The sequence below is a fragment of the Marinomonas sp. MED121 genome, assembly GCF_000153025.1.
GTDB lineage: Bacteria > Pseudomonadota > Gammaproteobacteria > Pseudomonadales > Marinomonadaceae > Marinomonas.
Genome location: NZ_CH672430.1, coordinates 443,384 through 466,777, shown reverse-complemented (window position 1 = coordinate 466,777; position 23,394 = coordinate 443,384). Strand labels below are relative to the sequence as shown.

Annotated in this window: 21 protein-coding genes; 12 read left to right on the top strand and 9 right to left on the bottom strand. The window is 40.3% G+C overall.

Annotation, left to right across the window (positions count from 1 at the left end; translation table 11 throughout):
* Nucleotides 1-46: 46 nt before the first annotated feature.
* Nucleotides 47-1,078 carry a TAXI family TRAP transporter solute-binding subunit gene (locus tag MED121_RS10040; protein ID WP_009833570.1) on the bottom strand — a complete coding sequence of 344 codons (1,032 nt, stop codon included), beginning with the start codon at nt 1,076-1,078 and terminating at the stop codon, nt 47-49.
* A 514-nt stretch (nt 1,079-1,592) separates the two neighbouring features.
* Between MED121_RS10040 and MED121_RS10035 the strand changes: the two genes are divergently transcribed.
* The 4 genes from MED121_RS10035 (at nt 1,593) to MED121_RS10020 (ending at nt 6,923) form a co-directional block, all read left to right on the top strand.
* The gene (locus tag MED121_RS10035) at nt 1,593-2,207 is read left to right on the top strand and encodes an HAD family phosphatase (RefSeq protein ID WP_009833569.1); all 615 of its coding nucleotides are present in this window, start codon (nt 1,593-1,595) and stop codon (nt 2,205-2,207) included.
* 100 nt (nt 2,208-2,307) lie between these two features.
* Nucleotides 2,308-3,048 carry a class I SAM-dependent methyltransferase gene (locus MED121_RS10030; RefSeq protein ID WP_009833568.1) on the top strand — a complete coding sequence of 247 codons (741 nt, stop codon included), beginning with the start codon at nt 2,308-2,310 and terminating at the stop codon, nt 3,046-3,048.
* Between the two features lie 1,142 nt (nt 3,049-4,190).
* Complete coding sequence (gene acs, locus MED121_RS10025) at nt 4,191-6,146, top strand: acetate--CoA ligase (protein ID WP_009833567.1); 1,956 nt, start codon at nt 4,191-4,193, stop codon at nt 6,144-6,146.
* 126 nt (nt 6,147-6,272) lie between these two features.
* A complete protein-coding gene (locus MED121_RS10020) occupies nt 6,273-6,923 on the top strand; it encodes a response regulator transcription factor (protein ID WP_009833566.1) in 651 nt (216 codons plus the stop codon).
* On the opposite strand, the gene yidD is transcribed toward MED121_RS10020, so the two are convergent.
* A complete protein-coding gene (yidD, locus tag MED121_RS10015) occupies nt 6,920-7,159 on the bottom strand; it encodes a membrane protein insertion efficiency factor YidD (RefSeq protein ID WP_009833565.1) in 240 nt (79 codons plus the stop codon). The two genes, MED121_RS10020 and yidD, sit on opposite strands and share 4 nt — an antisense overlap.
* Nucleotides 7,160-7,318: 159 nt before the next feature.
* Between yidD and MED121_RS10010 the strand changes: the two genes are divergently transcribed.
* Complete coding sequence (locus MED121_RS10010) at nt 7,319-8,197, top strand: prephenate dehydratase (RefSeq protein ID WP_009833564.1); 879 nt, start codon at nt 7,319-7,321, stop codon at nt 8,195-8,197.
* A 65-nt stretch (nt 8,198-8,262) separates the two neighbouring features.
* On the opposite strand, the gene MED121_RS10005 is transcribed toward MED121_RS10010, so the two are convergent.
* The 4 genes from MED121_RS10005 to MED121_RS09990 all read right to left on the bottom strand — a co-directional run bounded on the left by MED121_RS10005 (nt 8,263) and on the right by MED121_RS09990 (nt 11,692).
* Nucleotides 8,263-8,646, bottom strand: a complete 384-nt coding sequence (locus tag MED121_RS10005; protein WP_009833563.1) for a VOC family protein — start codon at nt 8,644-8,646, stop codon at nt 8,263-8,265.
* Nucleotides 8,639-9,892, bottom strand: a complete 1,254-nt coding sequence (locus MED121_RS10000; protein ID WP_009833562.1) for a multidrug effflux MFS transporter — start codon at nt 9,890-9,892, stop codon at nt 8,639-8,641. The genes MED121_RS10005 and MED121_RS10000 overlap by 8 nt, the downstream gene beginning before the upstream one ends.
* Before the next feature lie 452 nt (nt 9,893-10,344).
* On the bottom strand, nt 10,345-10,782 hold the full coding sequence (locus tag MED121_RS09995; protein ID WP_009833561.1) for an EF-hand domain-containing protein: 438 nt from the start codon (nt 10,780-10,782) through the stop codon (nt 10,345-10,347).
* A gap of 145 nt (nt 10,783-10,927) precedes the next feature.
* Nucleotides 10,928-11,692: an alpha/beta fold hydrolase gene (locus tag MED121_RS09990; RefSeq protein ID WP_009833560.1), complete on the bottom strand. Its 765-nt coding sequence runs from the start codon at nt 11,690-11,692 to the stop codon at nt 10,928-10,930.
* A gap of 191 nt (nt 11,693-11,883) precedes the next feature.
* Between MED121_RS09990 and MED121_RS09985 the strand changes: the two genes are divergently transcribed.
* Both MED121_RS09985 and MED121_RS09980 read left to right on the top strand, forming a co-directional pair.
* The gene (locus MED121_RS09985) at nt 11,884-12,510 is read left to right on the top strand and encodes a CDP-alcohol phosphatidyltransferase family protein (protein ID WP_009833559.1); all 627 of its coding nucleotides are present in this window, start codon (nt 11,884-11,886) and stop codon (nt 12,508-12,510) included.
* A gap of 36 nt (nt 12,511-12,546) precedes the next feature.
* A complete protein-coding gene (locus MED121_RS09980) occupies nt 12,547-12,951 on the top strand; it encodes a hypothetical protein (protein WP_009833558.1) in 405 nt (134 codons plus the stop codon).
* Nucleotides 12,952-13,038: 87 nt separating this feature from the next.
* Here MED121_RS09980 and MED121_RS09975 read toward each other — a convergent pair whose 3' ends face one another.
* Together MED121_RS09975 and MED121_RS09970 are read right to left on the bottom strand one after the other, a co-directional pair.
* On the bottom strand, nt 13,039-13,692 hold the full coding sequence (locus MED121_RS09975) for a cupin domain-containing protein (protein WP_009833557.1): 654 nt from the start codon (nt 13,690-13,692) through the stop codon (nt 13,039-13,041).
* A 186-nt stretch (nt 13,693-13,878) separates the two neighbouring features.
* Nucleotides 13,879-14,412: a GNAT family protein gene (locus MED121_RS09970; protein WP_009833556.1), complete on the bottom strand. Its 534-nt coding sequence runs from the start codon at nt 14,410-14,412 to the stop codon at nt 13,879-13,881.
* 449 nt (nt 14,413-14,861) lie between these two features.
* On the opposite strand from MED121_RS09970, the gene umuD reads away from it, so the two are divergent.
* Both umuD and umuC read left to right on the top strand, forming a co-directional pair.
* The gene (gene umuD, locus MED121_RS09965) at nt 14,862-15,311 is read left to right on the top strand and encodes a translesion error-prone DNA polymerase V autoproteolytic subunit (RefSeq protein ID WP_009833555.1); all 450 of its coding nucleotides are present in this window, start codon (nt 14,862-14,864) and stop codon (nt 15,309-15,311) included.
* 5 nt (nt 15,312-15,316) lie between these two features.
* Entirely contained in the window at nt 15,317-16,576 is a 1,260-nt protein-coding gene (gene umuC, locus MED121_RS09960; protein WP_165474620.1) for a translesion error-prone DNA polymerase V subunit UmuC, read from the top strand.
* 4 nt (nt 16,577-16,580) lie between these two features.
* Here the strand turns inward: umuC and MED121_RS09955 are convergent, their stop codons facing one another.
* Nucleotides 16,581-16,832: a hypothetical protein gene (locus tag MED121_RS09955; RefSeq protein ID WP_009833553.1), complete on the bottom strand. Its 252-nt coding sequence runs from the start codon at nt 16,830-16,832 to the stop codon at nt 16,581-16,583.
* Between the two features lie 902 nt (nt 16,833-17,734).
* On the opposite strand from MED121_RS09955, the gene MED121_RS09950 reads away from it, so the two are divergent.
* Genes MED121_RS09950 through MED121_RS09940 form a run of 3 tightly spaced genes read left to right on the top strand, consistent with a single transcriptional unit; the run spans nt 17,735 to nt 23,390 of the window.
* Nucleotides 17,735-19,852, top strand: coding sequence for a type I secretion system permease/ATPase (locus MED121_RS09950; RefSeq protein ID WP_009833552.1), 2,118 nt, complete (start codon nt 17,735-17,737; stop codon nt 19,850-19,852).
* On the top strand, nt 19,852-21,237 hold the full coding sequence (locus MED121_RS09945; protein ID WP_009833551.1) for an HlyD family type I secretion periplasmic adaptor subunit: 1,386 nt from the start codon (nt 19,852-19,854) through the stop codon (nt 21,235-21,237). The genes MED121_RS09950 and MED121_RS09945 overlap by 1 nt, the downstream gene beginning before the upstream one ends.
* 2 nt (nt 21,238-21,239) lie before the next feature.
* Nucleotides 21,240-23,390: a type I secretion system permease/ATPase gene (locus MED121_RS09940; protein ID WP_009833550.1), complete on the top strand. Its 2,151-nt coding sequence runs from the start codon at nt 21,240-21,242 to the stop codon at nt 23,388-23,390.
* The last annotated feature ends 4 nt before the right edge of the window (nt 23,391-23,394 follow it).

The window sequence follows — 23,394 nt, the reverse complement described above, 5'->3', positions numbered from 1 at the left end:
TCCATCCAGATTTCTCAGATATTGCTGTACGTGTTTTCGCTTTTGACTAGTTTGCTACTAGGTGAGCAGGAATGCTGATACCTTGTTCACGGTAATAACGAGCAGCACCTGGGTGAAGTGGTACAGGAAGACCTGCAATTGCTTTTTCAATCGACATAACCGCCGTCGCTTTATGGATCGCGCTTAGGTAAGTGAGGTTTTCGTACAAACTTTTAGTTAATAGGTACACATCTTCTTCTGGTAAATCAGAACGAGATGCTAGGAAGTTTGGCTGTGCAATTGTATTGATGGCTTTTGTTTGGCCTGGGTAGGTGTTTGCAGGAATCACATAACGAGTCCAAAGCGTGTAATTACCATTGGCTTCTTTCATTTGCTCATCGGTAAAATCAAGTACTTGTACTTTATCACCCATGGCAGCATAAGCACGTGTAATTGCGCTAACGGGAACACCTGCTGGAATATTCATACCGTCGATTGTGCCGTTTTGTAACGCATCAGCACTACCGCCGTAACCCATGTGAGCTAGGCTAAATTTATCCGCATCAATGCCTAAACCAGATAGCAATTGGCGACCAGAGCCCTCAGTACCTGAGTTTTTCTTACCAATTGAGAATTTGTTATTCCCTTTTTCCAATTGGGTTAAGTCGGCAACAGTACCGCTTTTTACCAAATCAGATTTTAGGACAAAATGCTCAACGTTCTGCCAAAGCATAGAGATAGAGCGTAGGCCTTCTTGTTTGCCTGAATTTGCTACTCGACCTTCACCGTTCCAAGCCCAAGCACCATATAGGCCTTGTAGGATGGCAAATTGTGCCTGATTTTCACGTAATAATTTAACGTTTTCGCCTGATCCTGCTGAACTGATTGCAGATAATGAAATGCCATGCTTAGGCTCTAATTTAATTTTACTTAATGTCGCAATCGCAACACCAACAGGATAATAAGTACCGCCAGTGGATGCTGTAGCAAGGATGTAATTGCTTTCTGATGCGAAAGCGTGGTTTGCTGAAAGGGTAAGTGCTGTAGCACTTGCTAAACCTAGAAGGCTTTTGCTGATTTTTTTAAGGCCCAGTTTCATTTTATTTTTCTCCTAATTGGGGGGTCTGAGTAAACACTCGTAAAAACTTATATCAATATTTGTGCCAAAATTCTAATTTATTGATTTGTAAGACTTAATTTATTTTATAATATTTTAAGTTGCTAAAAGTGAAGAAAGTGAGCAAAAAATGGCTGATGATCGAATTTCTTCTCTAAGCAAAAAATAGCCTATTACTGTATCGCTTGTTATTGCTGGCTCTTGCCCGCTTATGAGTGAACTTATTTAAGTCGACACAAGAAGCATAGGCAAAAAATGGCTCATAGGATAAATTGATTTGTTAAGCGGTATCAATTAGATCCGGTTAATCGATGATGGCAAAGCTTTGATCAAGGATTCTTCTGATAAAAACAGTTTTTTATAATGCGGTTGTAATATTTTTGTTAGAGTAACTCTAATAAAGTGAAACAGGTGTTAGTCTAGTCAGGGTTTATAAACATACGTTAGATCTGTTTCTATCTAATTGACATAAATAGAAAAGGGGTAGACAAACCAGATGATTCAGGTGGTACTTTTTGATCTTGGTAATGTATTAGTCGATTTAGGTGAAACTAAGCACCTTAATCAAATGCTAATGAGTCATGATACTGAAAAGGAAGCTTGGTTAAAGTGGTTAGCATCACCCAGTGTTAAAGCATTTGATACAGGAAAAATTACATTAGTTGAGTTTGCTGCACATTTATTGGAAGAGTTCTCTGGAGAGGTGCCTAGTAATAAAGAGGTTGAAGAGTTTTGCCACTCTTTCAAATATTGGCCTAAAGGCTTGTTTGAAGGTGCACTTGAGCTGGTGGATTCGGTAAAGCCACATATACACAGAGGGATTTTATCGAATACAAATGCGGCGCATTGGCCTAGGTTAATGCAAGAAATGGGATTGGCAGGACATTTTGATAGTTATTTTGCTTCTCATCATTTAGGTGCGGTGAAGCCTGATTTAAATATCTATCAAAAAGTACTATCAAAGCTTGATACACCGCCAGAGCAGGCGTTGTTTATCGATGATAATCAGATAAATATTGATACAGCATTAAGTTTGGGGATGCAGGCTCATCGTGTTAAGGGTGTGTTAGAGGCTAAATTGGTACTAAAGGACTATAATTTACTTAACTAGACTTATGATTATTGTCCTTAAAGAATCATTGAAGAATAGAATAAAAAACTCTTCAAGCTAATTGTTTGTAAACTAAAGAATTTATTAAGGGAATGAGTTAATGCAATCTTATTTTGACTTTCCGTCAGATGTCTATTCAAAAGGGCGACCGACTTATCCGCCGGAACTCTATCTATGGCTATCCAACCAAGTCAAAAACCAACAATGTGTTTGGGATTGCGCCTGTGGAACTGGCCAGGTATCGATTGATTTAGCGGCCTATTTTGAGCAAGTAGAAGCGACTGATATAAGTGAAGCTCAGATTGCGGAGGCCACCCCTCATCGTAAAGTAAATTATAAAGTCTCTCCTTCAGAGATATGTGAATATCCAGATCAACATTTTGATGCTATTTGTGTGGGACAAGCATTACATTGGTTTGATCTTGATAAATTTTGGCCAGAAGTTAAAAGAACCCTCAAGCCAGGTGGCGTGTTTGCCTGTTGGGGTTATAGTTGGCTGAGTGTGTGTCCTGAAATCGATGACATCATTAGCACTAAAATTATGAATACCCTTAAACCACATTGGCCTGATCAAAATCAAATCCTATGGAATCAATATGACGATGTGTCATTTCCATTGGAAATGTTAGATGTGCCTGAATTTGAACTCTCTTTTAAATGGAATGCTTATCGTTTATTTGATTATATGCGTACTTGGTCAGCAATTAGAGCCTTAGGCGAAGAGGATGCACAGCAGGTATTGGCGGATGCTTGGGATGCCATTATTCAGATTTGGCAAGAGCCACTTGAAAAACGCGATGTGACGATTCCATTTTTTGTAAAAGCGGGACGGGTTTTGTAGATCACTAATCTGTGTTAAAAAAGAGGCCAAGTGCCTCTTTTTTTGTTTTTTTATCAGGTGCTTATAAACAAGAGAGGCCAGTAATAGCGTTAATGCTTAGTTCTAGCTTGCTCGAAAATCTAATTTGCCATTAGTCTTTAGCAAGAGATAGTGATGATAGCCTCCTTGATGTCGAATATGAGGAACAGGCAAGATTGAATAAGATTTTTGGCCTAAGTATCGGTTAAATATAAAAATAATAATTAAGACTAAAGTGTAATGATTGTTAGTCTTTAGCAAGAGATAGTGATGATAGCCTCCTTGATAGAAACTAAGAGGAACAGGCAAGATTGAATAAGATTTTTGGCCTAAGTATCGGTTAAATATAAAAATAATAATTAAGACTAACGTGTAATGGTTCTTAGTCTTTAGCAAGAGATAGTGATGATAGTCTCCTTGATGTCGAATATGAGGAACAGGCAAGATTGAATAAGATTTTTGGCCTAAGTATCGGTTAAATATAAAAATAATAATTAAGACTAAAGTGTAATGGTTCTTAGTCTTTAGCAAGAGATAGTGATGATAGCCTCCTTGATGTCGAATATGAGGAACAGGCAAGATTGAATAAAATTTTTGGCCTAAGTATCGGTTAAATATAAAAGTAATAATTAAGACTAACGTGTAATGGTTCTTAGTCTTTAGCAAGAGATAGTGATGATAGCCTCCTTGATGTCGAATATGAGGAACAGGCAAGATTGAATAAGATTTTTAGCCTAAGTATCGGTTAAATATAAAAATAATAATTAAGACTAAAGTGTAATGGTTCTTAGTCTTTAGCAAGAGATAGTGATGATAGCCTCCTTGATGTCGAATATGAGGAACAGGCAAGATTGAATAAGATTTTTGGCCTAAGTATCGGTTAAATATAAAAGTAATAATTAAGACTAACGTGTAATGGTTCTTAGTCTTTAGCAAGAGATAGTGATGATAGCCTCCTTGATAGAAACTAAGAGGAACAGGCAAGATTGAATAAATTTTTGGCCTAAGTATCGGTTAAATATAAAAATAATAATTAAGACTAAAGTGTAATGGTTCTTAGTCTTTAGCAATATATAGTGATGACAGCATCCTTGATAACAAATTTAAGAACAGGAGCAAAATCAATGGAACCTTTGACAGTTGCCGTACCCAGTGCCAGCAAAAAAAATGTCGGCATAGATCAAAAAACATTTGAGAGTATGTATCAAGAATCAATTACCAACCCAGATGCCTTCTGGGGTGAGCAAGGTAAACGTATTGATTGGATACAAGATTATACCAAGGTTAAAAATACCAGCTTTGAACGGAATAATGTGGATATCCGTTGGTACGAAGATGGTGTGTTAAATGCGAGTTATAACTGCATCGATCGACATCTTGCTGATAAAGCAAGTAAAGTCGCCTATTTCTGGGAAGGCGATTCTGAAGGTAAGCAAGAAGAAATCACTTACCAGCAGCTACATGATGAGGTTGCCTCCTTGTCTAATGGCTTGAAAAAACTTGGTGTCACAAAAGGCGATCGTGTCGCTATATATATGCCAATGATTCCAGAAGCGGTTTATGCCATGCTAGCCTGTGCTCGTATTGGCGCAATTCATACGGTTATTTTTGGCGGGTTTTCTGCTCATGCGATCGCAGACCGTCTTAATGACTGTGAGGTCAAGTTGGTGTTGACCGCCGATGAAGGTTTACGTGCGGGCAACAAGGTACCTCTAAAGCATAATGTTGACCTTGCTGTCGCAGATAATGCTTGTCCGAGTGTTGAGCATGTGGTTGTTTTTCCTCACACCCAAAGAGACGTTGACTGGAACGATCAACTAGATGTTGATTGGAAAGCGCTGGTTGAAAGTTGTGAACCTCATTGTCCGGTTGAGCCTATGCAGGCAGAAGACCCTCTCTTTATTCTTTATACATCCGGCTCAACAGGTAAACCTAAAGGCGTGGTTCATACGACCGGCGGTTACATGGTTTATGCCGGCTTATCCCATGAAGTTGTCTTTGATTTACAGCCTGATGATGTCTATTGGTGTGCCGCTGATGTCGGCTGGATCACAGGTCACAGCTATATTGTCTATGGCCCGCTTGCTAATGGCACCACTAGCGTCATGTTTGAAGGTGTGCCGACATATCCTGATTGTGGCCGTGTTGGTCGTATTGTCGATAAATATAATGTCAATATTCTTTATACTGCGCCAACCGCTATCCGCGCTTTAATGTCTAAAGGTGATGAGCCTATCCAAACAAGTCATAGGGACTCATTACGTGTCTTAGGTAGTGTGGGTGAGCCGATAAACCCTGAAGCCTGGTGGTGGTATTACACCAAGGTGGGTAAAGAGAATTGCGCCGTAGTAGATACTTGGTGGCAAACGGAAACGGGCGGCATCATGATGACCCCTAGAGTGGGCGGTAAAGACATGAAGCCAGGTTCTTGTGTCGGGCCCTTATTTGGCGTGCAGCCTGCTTTAGTCGATGGCGAAGGTCACTTTGTTGAGGCTCAAGGCGAAGATGTGGAAGGTGGTTTAGTCTTGTTAGATTCTTGGCCATCACAAGCACGCACGGTTTATGGTGATCACGAACGCTTTATGCAAACTTATTTCAGCACTTATGATGGTATGTATTTCACCGGTGATGGTGCTCGCCGTGATAAGGATGACTATTTTTGGATTACGGGGCGTGTAGACGATGTGCTGAATGTTTCAGGTCACCGTCTGGGTACCGCAGAAATCGAGAGCGCTCTGGTTGCTCACCCTGCTGTGGCTGAGGCCGCCGTTGTTGGCTATCCTCATGACATTAAAGGTCAGGGCCTTTATGTTTATTTAAGTCAGGTCGACGGTGTTGAAATTACGGAAGCGCTGACGAAAGACATTCGTCAATTTGTGCGTGATGAGATTGGCCCAATCGCGACGCCTGATTTGATGCAGTGGGCAGGGCAAGGTTTGCCAAAAACCCGTTCTGGTAAAATTATGCGTCGAATTTTGCGTAAGATAGCGGCTAATGAGCATGACTCACTCGGCGATACCAGCACACTGGCTGATCCAAGTGTTGTCGATGACCTTATTGAGAACCGATTAAATAAATAATCTGACTAAGTGTTAAATTGACCGCTCTATTCTTACTCTCTTTAGTGTTACACTTTTGAGTAAGCGTAGCGCGGTTTTTACGCTTATTTTGTCTTTAAAAACAATAAAAAGAAGGTGAAGGGAATTATGTATTCACTGTTAATTGCTGATGATCATCCTTTATTTCGTGGTGCCTTAAAAGGGGCTCTGCAAGGCTTGTTTGACAATATAGAGATACATGAAACACAAGACCTAGACACTACCCTTTCTTTTTTAGCCCAAGCCCCAGACCTTGATTTACTCTTGTTAGACTTAAATATGCCGGGAAGTGGTGACCTGTATGGTCTCATTCGTATTCGTTCTGATTTTGTCGATTTGCCGGTAGCGGTTATCTCTGGGGAAGAAGATACCAGTGTGATGGCAAAAGTATTAGAGGCGGGCGCCCTAGGGTTTATCCCAAAAACCAGTCAACCAAGTGATATTGCACAGGCGATAAATGCAATTCTAGAAGGAGAAATTTGGTTACCTGAGCACTTAAAAGACGCTGTTTTAAATCAGCCTAAGCCGGATTTGGATATGGTAAAGCGAGTGTCCGAGTTAACACCATCCCAATACAAGGTGTTGTGCTATCTGCATGAAGGTTTGTTAAATAAACAAATTGCTTATGAATTGAATATTTCTGAAGCCACAGTTAAAGCCCATATTACCGCTATATTTAAAAAGTTAAGTATAAATAACCGAACCCAAGCTGTATTAATTGCCAGTGAGCTCAAGTTGCAAGTGACACCCCAAAACTAATGTTTGTGTTTACATGGCTTTTTTTCAGGTACAGGGTCCATTCCGCCTTCATGTAGTGGATGACACTTTCCTAGACGCTTAATGCCTAAATATAGGCCCTTAAAAAAACCAAAGCGTTCCATTGCCTCTATCATATAAGCTGAGCAACTAGGATAGAAACGGCAATTACTTCCTATCAATGGACTAATTATAATTTGATAAACACGGATTAGTTTAATGGCTACCCATTTAATCATCTTTTAATAACCCTTTATCAATGCACCTAAAAGCAGCCAGTTTTTCCTTCATTTTGAATCTAAATGAGCTGTGCTTATCTTGCTTTAGTTTGAGTGTTTGTTACTGTAGAGGATTATCCCACACTTAGTAATAAAAATTCAGTAGAAGACGTTTAACCTATGCCAGATTCTTTAATTGCCCTTGATGCTAGCCATGTAGTTGCTTATCAAGGGGAACCCGGTGCCTACTCTCATCTAGCCTGTAAGCATACCTTTCCTGATTCGAAAATGATCAACTGTGCGACTTTTGCACAAGCAATGCAAATGGTTGAGCAAGGAGAGGCCTTGTACGCCATGATCCCAGTAGAGAACTCGACGGCGGGACGGGTTGAAGAAATTTATCGGGAGTTACGTAAAACTGAGCTCTATGTTGTGAAAGAACACTTTGAGCCAGTGAACCATTGTTTGATGGCAAAAGCAGGGACTCGCCTTGAAGATATTAAACAAATCGGTAGTCACCCTCAGGCTTTAGCCCAGTGTGATGACGGTATTAAGGCGTTAGGTGCAACCAACCTTGCTATGTACGATACCGCAGGTGCAGCTAAGCATTTAGCTGAAACCGGCGAAGATGGACTCGGTGTCATTTCGTCAGAATTGGCGGCTGAGTTATATGGGCTCGAAATTTTAAAGTCTCACTTTAATGATAGGGAAGGGAACACCACGCGCTTCTTGGTATTTGCAAAACAGCATAAATTACCGCCTTTAAATTCTGAGCAGATTTATATCACCTCATTCATGTTTCGTGTGCGCAACATACCTGCCGCCCTTTATAAAGCGATGGGGGGATTTGCGACTCATGGTATCAATATGCTTAAACTAGAAAGCTATATGGTCAATGGCGCGTTTACCGCGACTCAATTTTACGTGGATGTTGAGAGTCACTTTCAAGCCCCTGAAATGCAGTCAGCGTTGGAAGAGCTACGCTTTTTCTCCGAAGAGATTCGTATGCTAGGTACTTATTACGCTGATGAATATCGTTTCGCTAAAAAGCCTTCTTAAAGGCTTGTGTGAACACTAAAAAGGGACGCAATAGCGCCCTTTTTAGTATGGTTTTTTTCAGCTTTTTAGGCTTGATAAAGCTCCAAAGGTAAGCCATCAGGATCTTGAAAAAAGGTAAAAGCCTTACCTGTATATTCATCGATGCGAATCTCTTCGACCTTAACCCCTTGCGTTATTAAATAGTCTTTATATGCAGCGACTGAGTCTACTACAAAGGCTAAATGTCTCAGGCCTTGCGCTTCAGGGAGACTAGGTCTTGCTGGCGCACCTTCAAAGGAGAATAGCTCAATCTGCCCACCTTCAGGTAAGGCTAAATCGAGCTTGTAAGAACGTCGTGCTTCGCGATAATTTTCAGCGATGACTTGAAGCCCTAGTATCTCACAGTAAAAATGCTTCGACTTGGCATAATTTGAGCAAATAATCGCAGCATGATGAATCGCTTTAAGCATGGTTTGCCGAGCCTTCCTCTTCTTGTTTTGTTTCATTGGTTTTCTTCTCGGCATAGTACAAGAGAGCCAACGCCAATGAGCAAAGTAGAATATAAGCCAGAGTCATAGGTATCAGGGTATTGTTATACATTTGTCCTATGCTGGTTCCGACAATATTGGACATGATAGATGAAATAGCACCAATGACAGCGGCGGCAATACCGGCAACATGGCCCATAGGTTCCATTGCCATGGCATTGATATTGCCAAACAATAAACCGAAGCAGAAGAATAGTATCCCTGCAAAAATAACAAACATCCAAAGTTGTACTTCAACCAGCGACTGAACAATTAAAAAGATAATTGAGTTAAGTATGATGACACTAAAAGCACGCTTACTGATCAGGTGCATGCCAAGGCGACCCACTATTTTAGAATTGACCAATGACGACACACCGACGAGCAGTGCAAGCCCACCAAAATAGACGCTAAAGAGTTTTCCTGTCTCAAATTGCACCTGGAAAATTTGTTGAGCAGAGCTAATGTAGCCAATCAGGCAGCCAAACATCAAGCCTGCACAGAAGGTTAAACTTATGGTGCTTTTATTCGAAATAACCTCTTTAAAACCTGCAAAAAAACCCGCTCTGCTGAAAGGAATTCGCTGTTCTGGTTTGAGCGTTTCTTCCAAGCGAAAGCTAATCCATGTCAGAATGATGAGCGCATAAAGGCCATACATCACAAAAATGCCATGCCAGTTAGTAAAGAGCAAAATCATCTCACCTAAACTTGGCGCAAGGGCTGGCACCAGAATGAAAATCATCATGACTAAAGACATGACTTTTGCCATTTCTCGGCCTTTGTATTGATCTCTCACTAGCGATACAGCAGAAATATAAGGCCCAGCTGCGCCTAATCCTTGAATGATTCTCCCTGCAAGTAAGACTTCAAAACTGGGGGCAAAAAAGCAAGTTAGCGTACCGATTGAATAGATGAAAAGCCCGGCATATAAAACCGGTTTACGTCCTAACGCATCAGATAATGGACCTGCAATTAGCTGACCTGTGGCCATGCCTAAAAACAAAGCACCAATCAATAACTGTGCTTGGTTAGGGTTTTGAATCTGTAAGTCTTGGGTGATGATGCCAAGTGCAGGCAGTAATGCATCAATTGAAATCGCAACAATTGACATAAGAGTTGCGGTCAATGCGGTAAATTCTTTTGCCGACATTTTAGGTTTTTGCAACGACTCTGCTGCGAGATGATCCATGTCACTCTCCTTGTAAGTAATTGAGGCAAGAGTATATAGAAATTCACTTTTTTAAGTGACTGCTTTTTTTACTCAATTATGCAATTAGCAAGGAAACCGCCTGCTGCTTGGGGCTTATTTTCTATTTTTAATACAAAGTATTAGTAGCAAACAAGCACTGAGATTTAGCGCAAAATAGTCAGCTTAATTTCGAGTAGGCGGTGAGGGCAGTTCATCCTCTGTGAGGCTGCCACTATGATCAAGATCAAAGCGATCAAAGGCTCTAGGGAAACTGCGATTAAATCACCTCTTCTCAGTCTTTAAGAAAAACTGTCAAACAAGGCGACACTTTGACGTGATGTAGGCACCTTTCGAGAAGGGACAACGTAGAGTGACATTTTTTATTAAAGACCCACAGGGCGTGGTCTAAAAGCCCTATCTTTACGTTAAGGGTCTTATCAATAGAATAACTATTAAGTTTCGCCCCTCGCCATAAATCTAGCGGCTTTTATCCACACGCTGAGGCGGGAGGACTTATTCGCAGCTTCCCTAGCTAAAGGACCTTTAAGTTCATCGAGTGTGAGTTTGCCATCAGCATTTAAGTCTAACTCAGTGAAGGATGGCTTTTTACTCGGATGCATACCTTGTCCTTTTTGCATCCCTTGTCCTCTCCCTTTATGATGCTTTGGAGGATATTCATCTGGCGTTAAAGTGCCGCTAACATTCTGATCTAGCTGAAAAAAGGAATCTAGTAGTTTCTCGTTGCTCACTTCATCTCTTGAGATTTCACCGTCATGATTAAGGTCTAATTCGGCAAAAGAGGGCGGTGAGCCTGTTGGTGTTTGGGCAGCACTGATGCTGGTGTGAGATAAGCCAAATATCAGGCCAGTCATTAAAAAGTAGACTTTCATTGTATGTCCTTGATGAAGAATTACATCAAAGTCTATCAAAGGTATTTGGATATAAAAGTAGGTAACTTACTGCTTTTCTTAGTAAATACACTCTTTACTGAATCATTAGATAGCAGACTCTATGCCTGCTATCTGTTAGTTTATGTCAATTCTTTTGGCAAAAACGTTTCACGAGACTGGTAAAAGGCAAGGGCTTTTCAGCATGTAACCAGTGTCCTGTACCTGGAATCATTTTTACTTGCGCTTTGGGGAACCAAGCTAAAATAGCATCCTTATGTTGGGCTTGAATATAATCCGAATTCTCCCCCTTTATAAATAAGGTGTCACCTTGGTAGGCCTTGGCAAAAGGAGGTGTGGCACGAATTTGTGCATAGTTGTTAAAAAGATTATCAATGTTTACTTGCCACTCAAACCCCGTATTTGTCTTGATCAGGCTTTTTAATAAGAACTGTCTGACACCTAGGGTAGTTACGTACTCAGCTAAAATCGTGTCCGCTTCTTTGCGATTTTTAATATGCTCAAGATCGATCGCTTTAAGGCCGTCAAAAATAGTATGGTGACTAGATTCATAATCTACTGGCGCGATATCTGCTACGATCAGACGCTTCACCTTTTCAGGGAATTGGGAGGCAAATTGCATTGCAACTTTCCCACCCATTGAGTGTCCTAACAAGAAGCAGCTTTCAATCTGTTCTGTTTGCATCCACTGATGAATCGCATTTGCCATGATATCGTAGGCTGCATTTTCTAAGTCATCAGATTTACCGTGATTGGGTAAATCGAGGCAATAAACCGTGAAATGTTCGCTCAATGATTGAGCAATAGAGTGCCAATTATCACTATTGCCAAATAGTCCGTGTATCACGACTAAAGGTTCGTTATCTTGGCCATACTTCTTAAAATGTATCATGGGGTTGTTATGCTCGTTCTGGGCGCTTGAGAGTGGGTTTGTGTATTATGCTCAATCTGCAATGAGTAACGCATAAAATTATGTAATCATACCTTCAATTAAGCAGGATACAATCTGTGTCTGCTTGATGAAATAAATTGATGGGCATTTCTTAGGTAGCAGTCATACTCGATCAAAATAAATGGGAAACTATGTTAGATAGACATTTTATCAAGTTGCTTAAATGGCCGCTTGATACCACAGCCAACTACCTTGTAACAAAACAAATTAGCGCCAATAAAGTGACTGTATTTGGCTTTTTATTGGGTATCATGGTGATTCCAAGTTTGGCTTTTCAGGCTTATGGACTCGCCCTTTTCTTGATTATTATTAATCGCCTTTGTGATGGCCTTGATGGTGCTATTGCTCGTCAAACTCAACCAACAGATCTTGGGGGATACCTAGATATTACCCTAGATTTTATTTTTTATTCGGCCGTGATTTTCGGTTTTGCCCTAGCAAGTCCTGACACAAATGCTTTGCCTGCTGCCTTTTTGATCTTTAGCTTTATGGGGACTGGCAGTAGTTTTCTAGCGTTTGCCATCATGGCTGAAAAGCGTCAGATTAAGCAGCTAGATTATGGTAAAAAGTCTCTGTTTTACCTAGGTGGGTTGACGGAAGGGGCAGAAACTATCGGTCTCTTTATTTTCATTTGTTTAATGCCTGCTTACTTTGTCTATGCTGCGTGGATATTTGCTAGCCTTTGTTGGCTTACCACAGGCACTCGTATTTATGCCTCTTATTTGGCCTTAAAAACAGATACCAAACCTTCACATTAATTTAGCAATCACTTTTACGAAAAGATTAGGATAAACATGGGCATTTTAACTGACATTTGTATGATACTGGCATTAATCGCAAGCTTCCAACAGGGGCGTTACGCCAATCAAATACCGGACTTTTTAACTAAATTTCTCCCTTTTTGTTATCGTTTAATTGCCTTTGTTGCACTTTGGAATGTGCTTTGGTTTGCTGCGCGTAATATTGATTATTTCTGGGGGCAAATGTCGCTTGTGGCAGGCATTAGTACCTTGCTTATCTTAATGCCTTTACTTGACCTAGAGAAATTTCCTAAATTTTTACAGGGCTCGTTTTTAACACTCATCATAGAGCGCCTTGCTAGCCAGATGACGGGGTGGAACTATGTCATTGTCAGAATTTTCTTAGCTGCATGTATTGTGCAATACAGCACGACTTTAATTAAGTTGAATCTGTCTTAATTGTCAGATTCAACTTAAGCTCGTTGAGCGTTCTACTCTTTAGATTGTTTAGTGAATACACATTTATATTCACTAAACAGACGACAGTTATACTAAAGGCAGGTGGCCTGTTTTTACTAGAATGACGGTTTCTTCTAATACATAGGGGTTATGTTCACTCATATGAGGGCTGCGTAACCAGGTGTGTTTTGGGTACACGCCATGTTCATCACGAAACTCCCCTTCGAGTACCAAAATTTCTTCACCGCCAAAGTGCCTATGGGGTTGAAAATGTTCACCCGCTGGCCATTTTACTAGGGCGGTATGCTCACCTTCAAACTCATGCAATGGCATGACTTGCAGTCCACCAATGCCTAAAAGCCAATCCCGTGTTTGAGTATTGATATTGACAGCTTGCTGATCCCCTTGTTGAAACTGATTAAGTTTCACAAATAAAGTACAGCCCGTAACACTATGGGGTGAGTGTTGTGTGTTCGCTGGATTGCGTAAATAGGAGCCTGCTGGATAATCTCCGTGTTCATCACTAAAGGTACCTTCTAAGACAAAAATCTCTTCTCCTTTAGGGTGAGGGTGTGAAGCAAAATGAGCATTAGCTTCATATTTCACAATACTGGTGGTATGACCGGACTCTTTGGCTTCTCTTTCTAAAGGTTTACGATAAACCAAAGGGCTAGGACTTGTTTGCCACTTTTGCGCTTGGCTCTCAATAACTAGGCGTTGCTGAAATTGCATATTAAGCATGAGGAAACTTCCTATAAATGACTGATGCTCTTATTGTAACTTCAAATAATAGGGAAAAAGCAGTAGGCACAAATAGGTGACTTAAGTACTTTTTGGTCTAGTTTATTGAAATATAAGGATTAATTATTTTTATAGAGAAGAGAGAGAAGGTAGGTGATACACAGCTGGTATCACCTTTAGATAAATTTAGCTTTCTCGATACAAACCATAGATAGCATGATCTAAAATACGATCGCTCACTTTTTCTGCATGGGTAATTGTACCTTCTAAGGTCATATTGAGGCGTTCACACACACCACGACTAGCCAGATTCTCTTTGGCGGCACTGATTTGTATTTTTTGCATATCAAGCTCATTAAAGGCGTATTGAATAAGGTGCTGACAGGCTCGAGTGATAATGCCTTTACCCTGATAATCAGCGCTTAACCAATAACCCATAGTGACTTTTTTAAGCTTATGGTCAATATCATTAAAGCTAATATTACCCACTAAATTTTCTTGATAAAAAATGCCGCAGGTTAGGCTCTTACCATCGGCATAATCATGTAATGACCTTTTAGCAAACTGCCTGAAATCGTCTGCGGATTGACAAAAATCCGGCCAAGCAAGCCATTGTTTTAAATAGTCATAATTTGCTTTAGCAAGTTCGGCATAGGCTTTTGAAAAGCCGGTATCAACTAGGCCTAGTTTAATATCTTGATCTACTTCCATGGCAAACATAAGTACTCCTTTTTTCTATCATATATGTTTGGATTAGGGAACCTACGAATAAGTCCTCCCGCCTCAGCGTGTGGATAAAAACCACTAGATTTATGGCGAGGAGCGCAACTTAATAGTTATTCTATTGATAAGCTCCTCAACCTAAAGATAGGGTTTTTAGACCACGCCCTTTGGGTCTTTGAAGAATACCTAAACGGCATTTCAGAGAAAGTAACACCCTGTGTTGTCACTTCTCGAAAGGTACCTACATTACGTCAAAGTAACGCCTTGCGTGATACTTTTTCTGATAAGACTGAAAAGAGGTGACTTAATCGTAGGTTCCCTAGCTATTAGAGCATGTTTTTTGACAAACTGCGTTAAGTGGAATTTGAGTTTGTGGATAATTAGGGCTATTACGCGTAAAAACTTTAAACTATACTGTATATATATACAGTTTTTTTGGAGTTGATATGCGAGTCTCTTATTTGGGTACATCAGAATCCCGTGCTTTTATTGATGCGAATAGCGTCCAAATTCCCTTTTATGTGGAGCCTGTTTCAGCGGGCTTTCCATCACCTGCTGACGACTTTATTGAGCGCAAGCTAGATTTAAATGCACTTTGTATTAAGCATCCAGAGGCCACTTTTTTTGTACGAGTACAAGGAGAGTCCATGTCTGAGGCGGGGATTTATAATCATGATGTCTTGATTGTTGATCGTTCTTTGACTGCTCGTCATGGGGATTTTGTGATTGCCTGTATTCATGGGGAAATGACAGTAAAAGAGCTTGTGCTTAAACCCAATGTTGCCTTGAGGCCTAAGAACAAGGCGTATGCGGCGATCGCTATTACAGAAGAGTCTGAATTAGACGTCTTTGGTGTGGTGATTAGTGTGGTGCGTAATATTCAGAGGCCACAGTGAGTGCGATATTTGCCTTGGTTGATTGCAATAATTTCTATGCGAGCTGCGAAAAGCTGTTTCGACCGGATTTAAAGCATAAACCTGTTGTGGTGTTATCCAATAATGATGGTTGTGTGGTTGCTCGTTCCCAAGAGGTAAAAGCCTTGGGGATTAAAATGGGTGGGCCTGTGTTTCAGTTAGCGGATGATATTAAGCGCCATGACATTAAGTGTTTTTCATCTAATTATGCCTTGTATGCTGATATGTCGAACCGGGTGATACGCATGTTGGAGGCCGCGGCACCTAAAGTGGAAATTTACTCTATTGATGAGGCGTTTCTAGACCTGACTGGTGTAGATACATGTACGGACTTACTTGTATTTGCAAAAGACCTTAAACACAAGGTGGATAAGGGTACTGGTATTGCCGTGTGTATTGGTATTGCGCCCACCAAGACGCTTGCTAAATTAGCCAATCATGGGGCGAAAAAATATAAAGCCACAGGCGGTGTGGTGAATTTAATGGACCCAGCAAGGCAACAAAGGTTATTAGCCCTGGTGGATGTGGCTGATGTTTGGGGTGTTGGGCGACGTTTATCTAAAAAGCTGCATGCCTTAGGAATAAAGACAGCGCTTGAATTAGCTCAGGCGGATATCACCATGATACGCGAACAGTTTTCTGTGGTACTGGAGCGTACTGTGTGCGAATTGAGGGGGATTTCTTGCCTTGAAATAGAGTCGGTAACACCTGTTAAGCAGCAAATTATTTGTAGTCGTTCTTTTGCTTCGCGTATTAATGAGAAGGAGAAACTAAGAGAGGCATTATCTAAATATGTCACTCGGGCAGCGGAAAAACTCAGAATGCAAAAAAGCCAAGCCAAGCTGGTAAGTATCTTTATTCGAACCAGTGCGTTTAGCCCTAATGAGAAGCAATATTCAGGCTCTACCATGATATCTTTAGCCTGTCCTAGTGATGACACTAGGGTGTTGATTAAGGCGGTTGAAAAAGGCTTAGATAAGCTTTGGAAGGCGGGTTTTCAATATGCGAAAGCTGGGGTGATTTTGTTAGATTTATATGATTTAGCACAAGAGCAGGGTGAATTGTTTTGCTCTGTTGAGTCATCACCTAGGTCAGAAAAATTAATGCAAGTGCTGGATAAGATTAATCAAGGAGTCGGTCATGTCTACTTTGCGTCACAGGGAACTGGTCCTGTTTGGTTAATGAAGCGTGAGCACCTCTCGCCAGCTTACACCACAAGCTGGCAAGACTTACCGAAAGTGCGTTAGCGGATTAAATGTATTTGAGGGTGTCGTTAGCCCATAAGCTGGCTTCACCATAAGCACGGCTAAGTGAAAGTCTTTCGGCGGATGGCAGTTGTGAGATATAAGACCACTTTTGCTCTTCTAGGGCACACGCTTTATATAGACGTTCGCCAATTGGCCCTTGGAAATGTTTAATCGCCTCGACGAGGTGATCGTCTATGTTTATTTGTTCAAATACTATGTCTTTTTCAATCTGTAAAATCAGGTCTATGCCTGACATATCGACCTCCCCTTGAAGTACATTATATAGCTGAAGAATGTTTAAAAAAGTGAGAGCGATTAAGCTAGTAACTCTAATATTTCACGGAAAAAGTATGCGATAAATATTTAACACCTAAGAGCTGAATATAATAAAGAGTCTATAAAATGTAAAATTAGGTGCTTTTTACTTTTTGCAAATCACTTGTGGTGAATATTTTATTATAAATCAATGTGGTCAATTAGTGCTTTGAGAAGGGGTGATAAAATCATTAATCCTATTCAATCAAAATAAATGCACAAGCTATTGATAAAATTGGAAATGATAAAAAAATGAAACCTATATGAAATTTTTGTTTTTATAATGAGTTTATAAAATGAAAGTTTCAAGTGAAGGTGTAGATGTTTTCAATAATTAAAATATAAATTTTCAGTTTTAATTTATGGTTTTAAAAATAATTATTTAATATAAAAAATCAATAAAATAAAAGAATCTTATCTAAATATATAGTGTGATTTTAATGAATTACCTGCGTGCTAGTATCCTGTATGAAAAGTGTTTTTTTAGTAATTTTAATGCTCAATTTAAGTAATATAACTGTAATAATTTAATTAAAATAACTTTTTCTTATCACTTAATAAGTTTTATTATCTATTTTTTTTAGTAATTTTGTGTAATTTTATACGCAATATTAATTTTATTGAATGTATTAAATATTTTCTATTTTATTTTCTGTAAAGTCTTTTATGGTAATTTCTTTAAATTATTAAAATTGGATTTATTATAGTTTTTCTGAGAGAGATATTGTCATTTTTTATTAATTAAAATAAATGGCTATATAGAAAAACTAAACAGATATATAAGAAATTTATTTGATGTGGTGGTTTTTGAATATTCAATCTTTATTATTAGATGGTTGAAATATGTTTGATTCTAAAAAAGAAAATCGAATTCCTCGTTCAGCATTAGATAGCTGTCGTTTGCTATTGCAACTTTCAGGAATAAAAGAATTATTCTCTCCCGTGGAGCTATCTCAAGGGGGGCTCCTAAAAGAAATACTTAAGCAATATGGGAAAGAAAATCATTGTGAATTTCGGTTAAAACGACTGAAGTTTGCTGATATAGAATCACAAACATTGCCGATAGTATATCAGCAGAAAAAAGGTGAGTTTGCGGTATTAGCGCGAGTGGCAGATCAACAGGCATTAATACAATCACCAGACTCTGCAACACCTGATATCTTGTCTTTTGAAGAATTAAAATCCGACTGGCATGGAAACATCATCGTATTACAAAATGCCAAACAACGGTTTGATATTGCTTGGTTTATACCTGAGTTTGTTAAACATCGTAGGTTGATTATTGAAGTATTACTATTCTCCTTAATGTTACAAATACTAGCATTGGCAACACCTTTGTTCTTTCAGCTAGTCATGGACAAGGTGATGGTACACCAAGCACTATCAACACTAGATGTCTTGGTATTTATATTATTAGTTGTTGGTATATTCGAAATTATACTAAAAGGATTACGTGATTATCTGTTTGCCCATACCTCAAATCGAATCGATATTAATCTGGGTATTAAGCTATTTCGCCATCTGTTGGGCTTACCGCTACTCTATTTTAAACATCGCCAAGTAGGAGCTATTATAACCCGAGTTCAAGAGCTTGACAGTATCCGTGACTTTCTCACTGGCTCTATGCTAACACTCTTTGTTGATGTCCTATTTACCTTCGTTTTCTTTGTTGTCATGTTTTGGTTATCTCCCACACTGACTTATTTAGTACTTGCTTCATTACCATTCTACTTTCTACTAGCGCGCTATAGTACTTCCCCTTTACAGGCAAGCATTGAGCGTCAGTTTCAGGCTGAGGCGATGAATACCTCATTTCTTAACGAAACAGTGAGTGGTGCTGAAACAATTAAAAGCTTGGCGGTAGAGCCTCGTATGCAGCGTCGTTGGGAATCACAAACTGGCGAAATGGTAATTGCAGGTTTTAAGACCCAAACATTAAATAGCCTCGTTAATCACGGTGTTATTCTTCTACAAAAAGTAACAAGCGTTAGTATTATTTGGGTCGGATCTAATTTAGTCATGGAACTGGAGCTGACTATAGGCCAATTAATTGCGTTTAATATGATGGCGTCCCATGTCAGTCAACCCATCGCGAAGCTTATTGAACTTTGGCAGCAGTTTGTTCGGGCACGTGTCGCCGTTGATAAACTCGCAGATATGCTGAACATTCCTGTTGAGCAATCACTTGGCAGTATAATTCCAGACAAACCACTCATTGGTCAGTTACAGTTAAAACAATTGGTATTCAGCTACCAACCAGATCATCCTCCTGTCATACGAGAGCTCGACTTAACAGTACAACCTGGCGAGACGATCGGAATTGTCGGGCCTTCCGGCTCAGGTAAATCGACACTGACAAAGTTAATTCAAAAACTTTACATCCCTGATAGCGGTGACATTCAAGTTGATGGCATATCTCTACAAAGTCTAGACCCCAACTATTTACGTCGACAAGTTGGTGTTGTCTTACAAGAAAGCTATTTGTTCAACCGCAGTGTGCGTCACAATATTGCAATAAAAGACCCCACGGTTTCTTTAGACATAGTTATTAGTGCTGCAAAGTTAGCTGGTGCTCATGATTTTATTCTCCAGCTTCCCCGAGGTTATGACACCATTTTAGCTGAAGGTGGCAGCTCATTATCTGGTGGACAGCGTCAACGTATTGCCATTGTTAGAGCTTTAATAGCCAATCCTAAAATTCTAATTTTTGATGAAGCGACTAGCGCACTGGATGACGAATCACAGGCAATAATACTTGAGAATATGGATGATATTGCTCGAGGTCGAACTGTTATTACGATTGCTCATAGATTATCAACTGTCCGTCAATGTGATCGCATTATTGTTATGGAGAAAGGACAAATTACAGAGTCAGGAAAGCATCATGAACTGCTGAAGAATGAGGGCTGCTACGCTCGTTTATGGCAACTACAGCAAGAACTGCGTAAGGAACCAACCTGATGCTAAGAAAATATTTTAATGTAGCACGTCAAGCTATGAGAAAAGAGCGTCAAGAGCAGGAAACGTTACAGCGCTCCAATGAAGAGTATGAATTTCAACCGGGTTACTTAGAAATCGTTGAACGCCCCCCTGCTCCATGGGCGCGTCGTACAGCAATTGCACTCACGTTGTTATTGTTGATTGTCATAATATGGTCATTCATTGGCCGTTTAGATATTCATGCTACGACACAAGGAAGGCTAATAATTTCCAGTCATTCGAAAATAATTCAATCTTTAGAACCTGGCGAAATTAAAGCAATTAATGTGCAAGATGGTCAATTGGTTACTGCTGGTGAAACCTTGATCAGTTTAAACCCTGTTGGAGCAGCTGCTTCAGTACAAGAGCTTAAGCAACAGCTCGATTTTCAACGTTTAAGGCAATCTCGCCTGCAAGCGCTATTAACAGATAATCCCCTTGATAATTTCAAAATGACGACTGCAATTGCTGGTTCGAGCATCGCTTTGACTCGTCAACATCTTATTAGTGAATGGCAAGAAGTACAGGCTAACCTAGCGAATTTAAATGCTCAAATGGATACAAATATTGCCAGAGTCAGTGCCAGCAATCGACAGATAGAGTCGCTACAAAAACTCGCAATCAACATTAATGAACGTTTAGATGCACGACAAGCGTTGTCTGAACAAAACTATTATCCAAAATTGGAGCTACTAGAACAAGTAAGGGAATCGCTTGAATCAGAAAGAGCAATAAATGAAAAGCGCTCAGAGTTGGAGGTGCTTAAGAAACAATACGCTGAATTAGAAGGTCAGAAACGAAGCTATTTAGCAGAAAAACAACGTGAATATAGTAGTGAACTAAATGATGTGCTAGCCGAAATTGGAGGATTAACACAACAACTGGTAATAGCAAAAGAAAAACAACGTTTAATGAAGTTATTAGCGCCAGTCGATGGCGTTGTTCAACAATTAGCCGTGCATACATTGGCTGGCGTAGTGCAATCAGCTCAACAGTTGATGGTCATTGTTCCTGCCAATATGCCACTTGAAGCTGAAGTTAAAGTGCTGAATAAAGATGTCGGTTTTGTACGAGAAAATCAGCCAGTCGAGCTCAAAATTGACGCATTTCCATTTACTCGATATGGCACCATTTCTGGTGAAGTGATTCATGTCTCTCGAGATGCTATCGAGGATGAACAATTGGGTATGGTATTTACAGCAAGGATAAAACTGGCTAGCAATAGCATGGTTGTTGAAAATGAAACTGTGCCTCTCCAGGCTGGAATGAGTTTAGTGGGGGAGGTACGTACCAATGATCGGCGTGTGATTGATTATTTATTAAGTCCCTTACAGCAATACCAGTCTGAAGCAATGAGGGAGCGTTAATCATGACGATTAATCAACTCGAACTAAATTCAACACAACAAGTGAACAAATCTTCAACTACTGATTCAGCCATAAACGCGCTCGCTCATGCTGCCCGCCATTTCAACCTGGCAATAGAGCCTGACCAATTAAGTCATCAATTGGGTCGTTACGAAGGGGCCATCAATGATCAGGATCTCTGTCGTTGTGCCCGTTGGATTGGATTGCGAGCACGTTCCATTAACACTCATATTGATCGATTGCCCGCTTTACCGCTGCCACTCTTAGTTGCCATAGGAGACAATTGGTCGGTACTAGAAGAAGTCAATGATGAAACTGTGACCCTTTATCAGGCTACAGATGGTAGTCGTAGTTATCCAATGACCGTTTTTATAAAAAACTGGCAAGGTAAAGCGGTACTACTGGCAATTGAAAACGCATCCAATAGCAAAGTAAAAACCGGTTTCAGTTGGTTTGTTCCATCCGTCCTTAAACATGCGTCTCAATTTCGTAGCGTGTTATTGGTATCACTCATGATGCAACTGATTGCGTTGGTAACCCCAATGCTGTTTTCAAATGTCATTGACAGAGTACTGGTAAGTCGAAGTCTGTCGAGTCTTCAGGTATTGGGTTTTGCATTACTTGTATTGGCCGTCTTTGAACCTATTTACGGCTTTTTACGTAGTTGGCTCTTTGCAAACCTAGCCAGCAAGGTCAACTCTGAATTATCGAGCAGGCTTTACCAACACCTTATTGGGTTGCCACTAAATTATTTTCAGCAACGACAAACCGGTCAGATTATTGCCAGAGTCAAAGAGATGAACCAAATTCGCCAATTTTTGACGGGGTCGGCACTGACTATGGTGATGGATTTGGCTTTTATTGGTCTTTTTGTCGCTGTGATGTTTCTTTACGCACCTCTATTGACCTGGGTGGTACTTAGTTCGTTGGTACTGTATTTCTTATTCTGGATTTTAATTGGACCGATGCTTCGCTTAAGGGTCACCCAAGAATATGAGCTCAGCGCAGATAATACGGCATTTTTAAATGAAGCCGTGACGGGCATTGAAACGATAAAGACCACAGCAACAGAATCCAGTGCTTTGAACGAATGGAAGCAAAAATTAGCCAGCTTTGTGCGAGCAAGTTTTCGGGCCAAGGTTATCGGTATTTGGGCAGGTCAAGGAATAGGTCTGATTCAAAAAGTGACTTCTGCGGTGCTTCTTTGGTGGGGGGTTACCTTGGTGATGGATGGTCAACTAACGCCTGGCGGCTTAGTTGCTTTTAATATGTTATCCGGCCACGTGACACAACCTATTTTGAGATTGGCACAGGTGTGGCAAGACTTTCAGCATACATTGATCTCTTTACGTCGTATTGGAGACATTCTTGAAGAAGAAGGAGAGGGGGGGAGCTCTGGTCTTGCCTCCGTTTCGACGATGGAAGGCGCTGTGTCATTCCAAGGGGTCCGCTTTCGTTATCAAGAAGATGATCAGGAGGTTCTTCGTAATCTTAATTTGGAGATAAACCCTGGTGAGTTTATTGGAATCACAGGGCCATCGGGGTCAGGTAAATCCACCTTAACTAGGCTATTACAAAGGCTGTATGCCCCTCAACTAGGACGTGTATTGGTTGACGGTGTTGATCTAGCAATTGCTGATCCTGTGGCATTAAGACGTAATATGAGAGTGGTTTTACAAGAAAGTTTATTATTTGCAGGTACCGTTACTGAAAACATTCGTTTATGCAAACCGCAAGCTACGGAAGCCGAAATTACTAATGCTGCCAGATTGGCAGGGGCGGATGTTTTTATTGATGAATTACCACAAAAATATGATACCCAAGTCGGTGAAAAGGGCGGGCAATTATCTGGTGGCCAGCGTCAACGTATCGCACTAGCTCGAGCGCTCTTATCTGATCCAAGAATCCTCTTGTTGGATGAAGCCACCAGTGCTCTGGACTATGAATCAGAAGCGGCAGTAATGTCCAATATTGACGCTATTACCAAAGGTCGCACCGTTATCAGTATTGCACATCGATTGAATACGATACGCAATGCGGATCGTATTTTAGTACTTGATCGAGGTCAGGTTGTCGAACAGGGCTGTCATGAAGAGTTACTCGAGCAAAATGGTCTATATGCAAAATTATGGACTCTGCAGACCACAGGCTAATGTT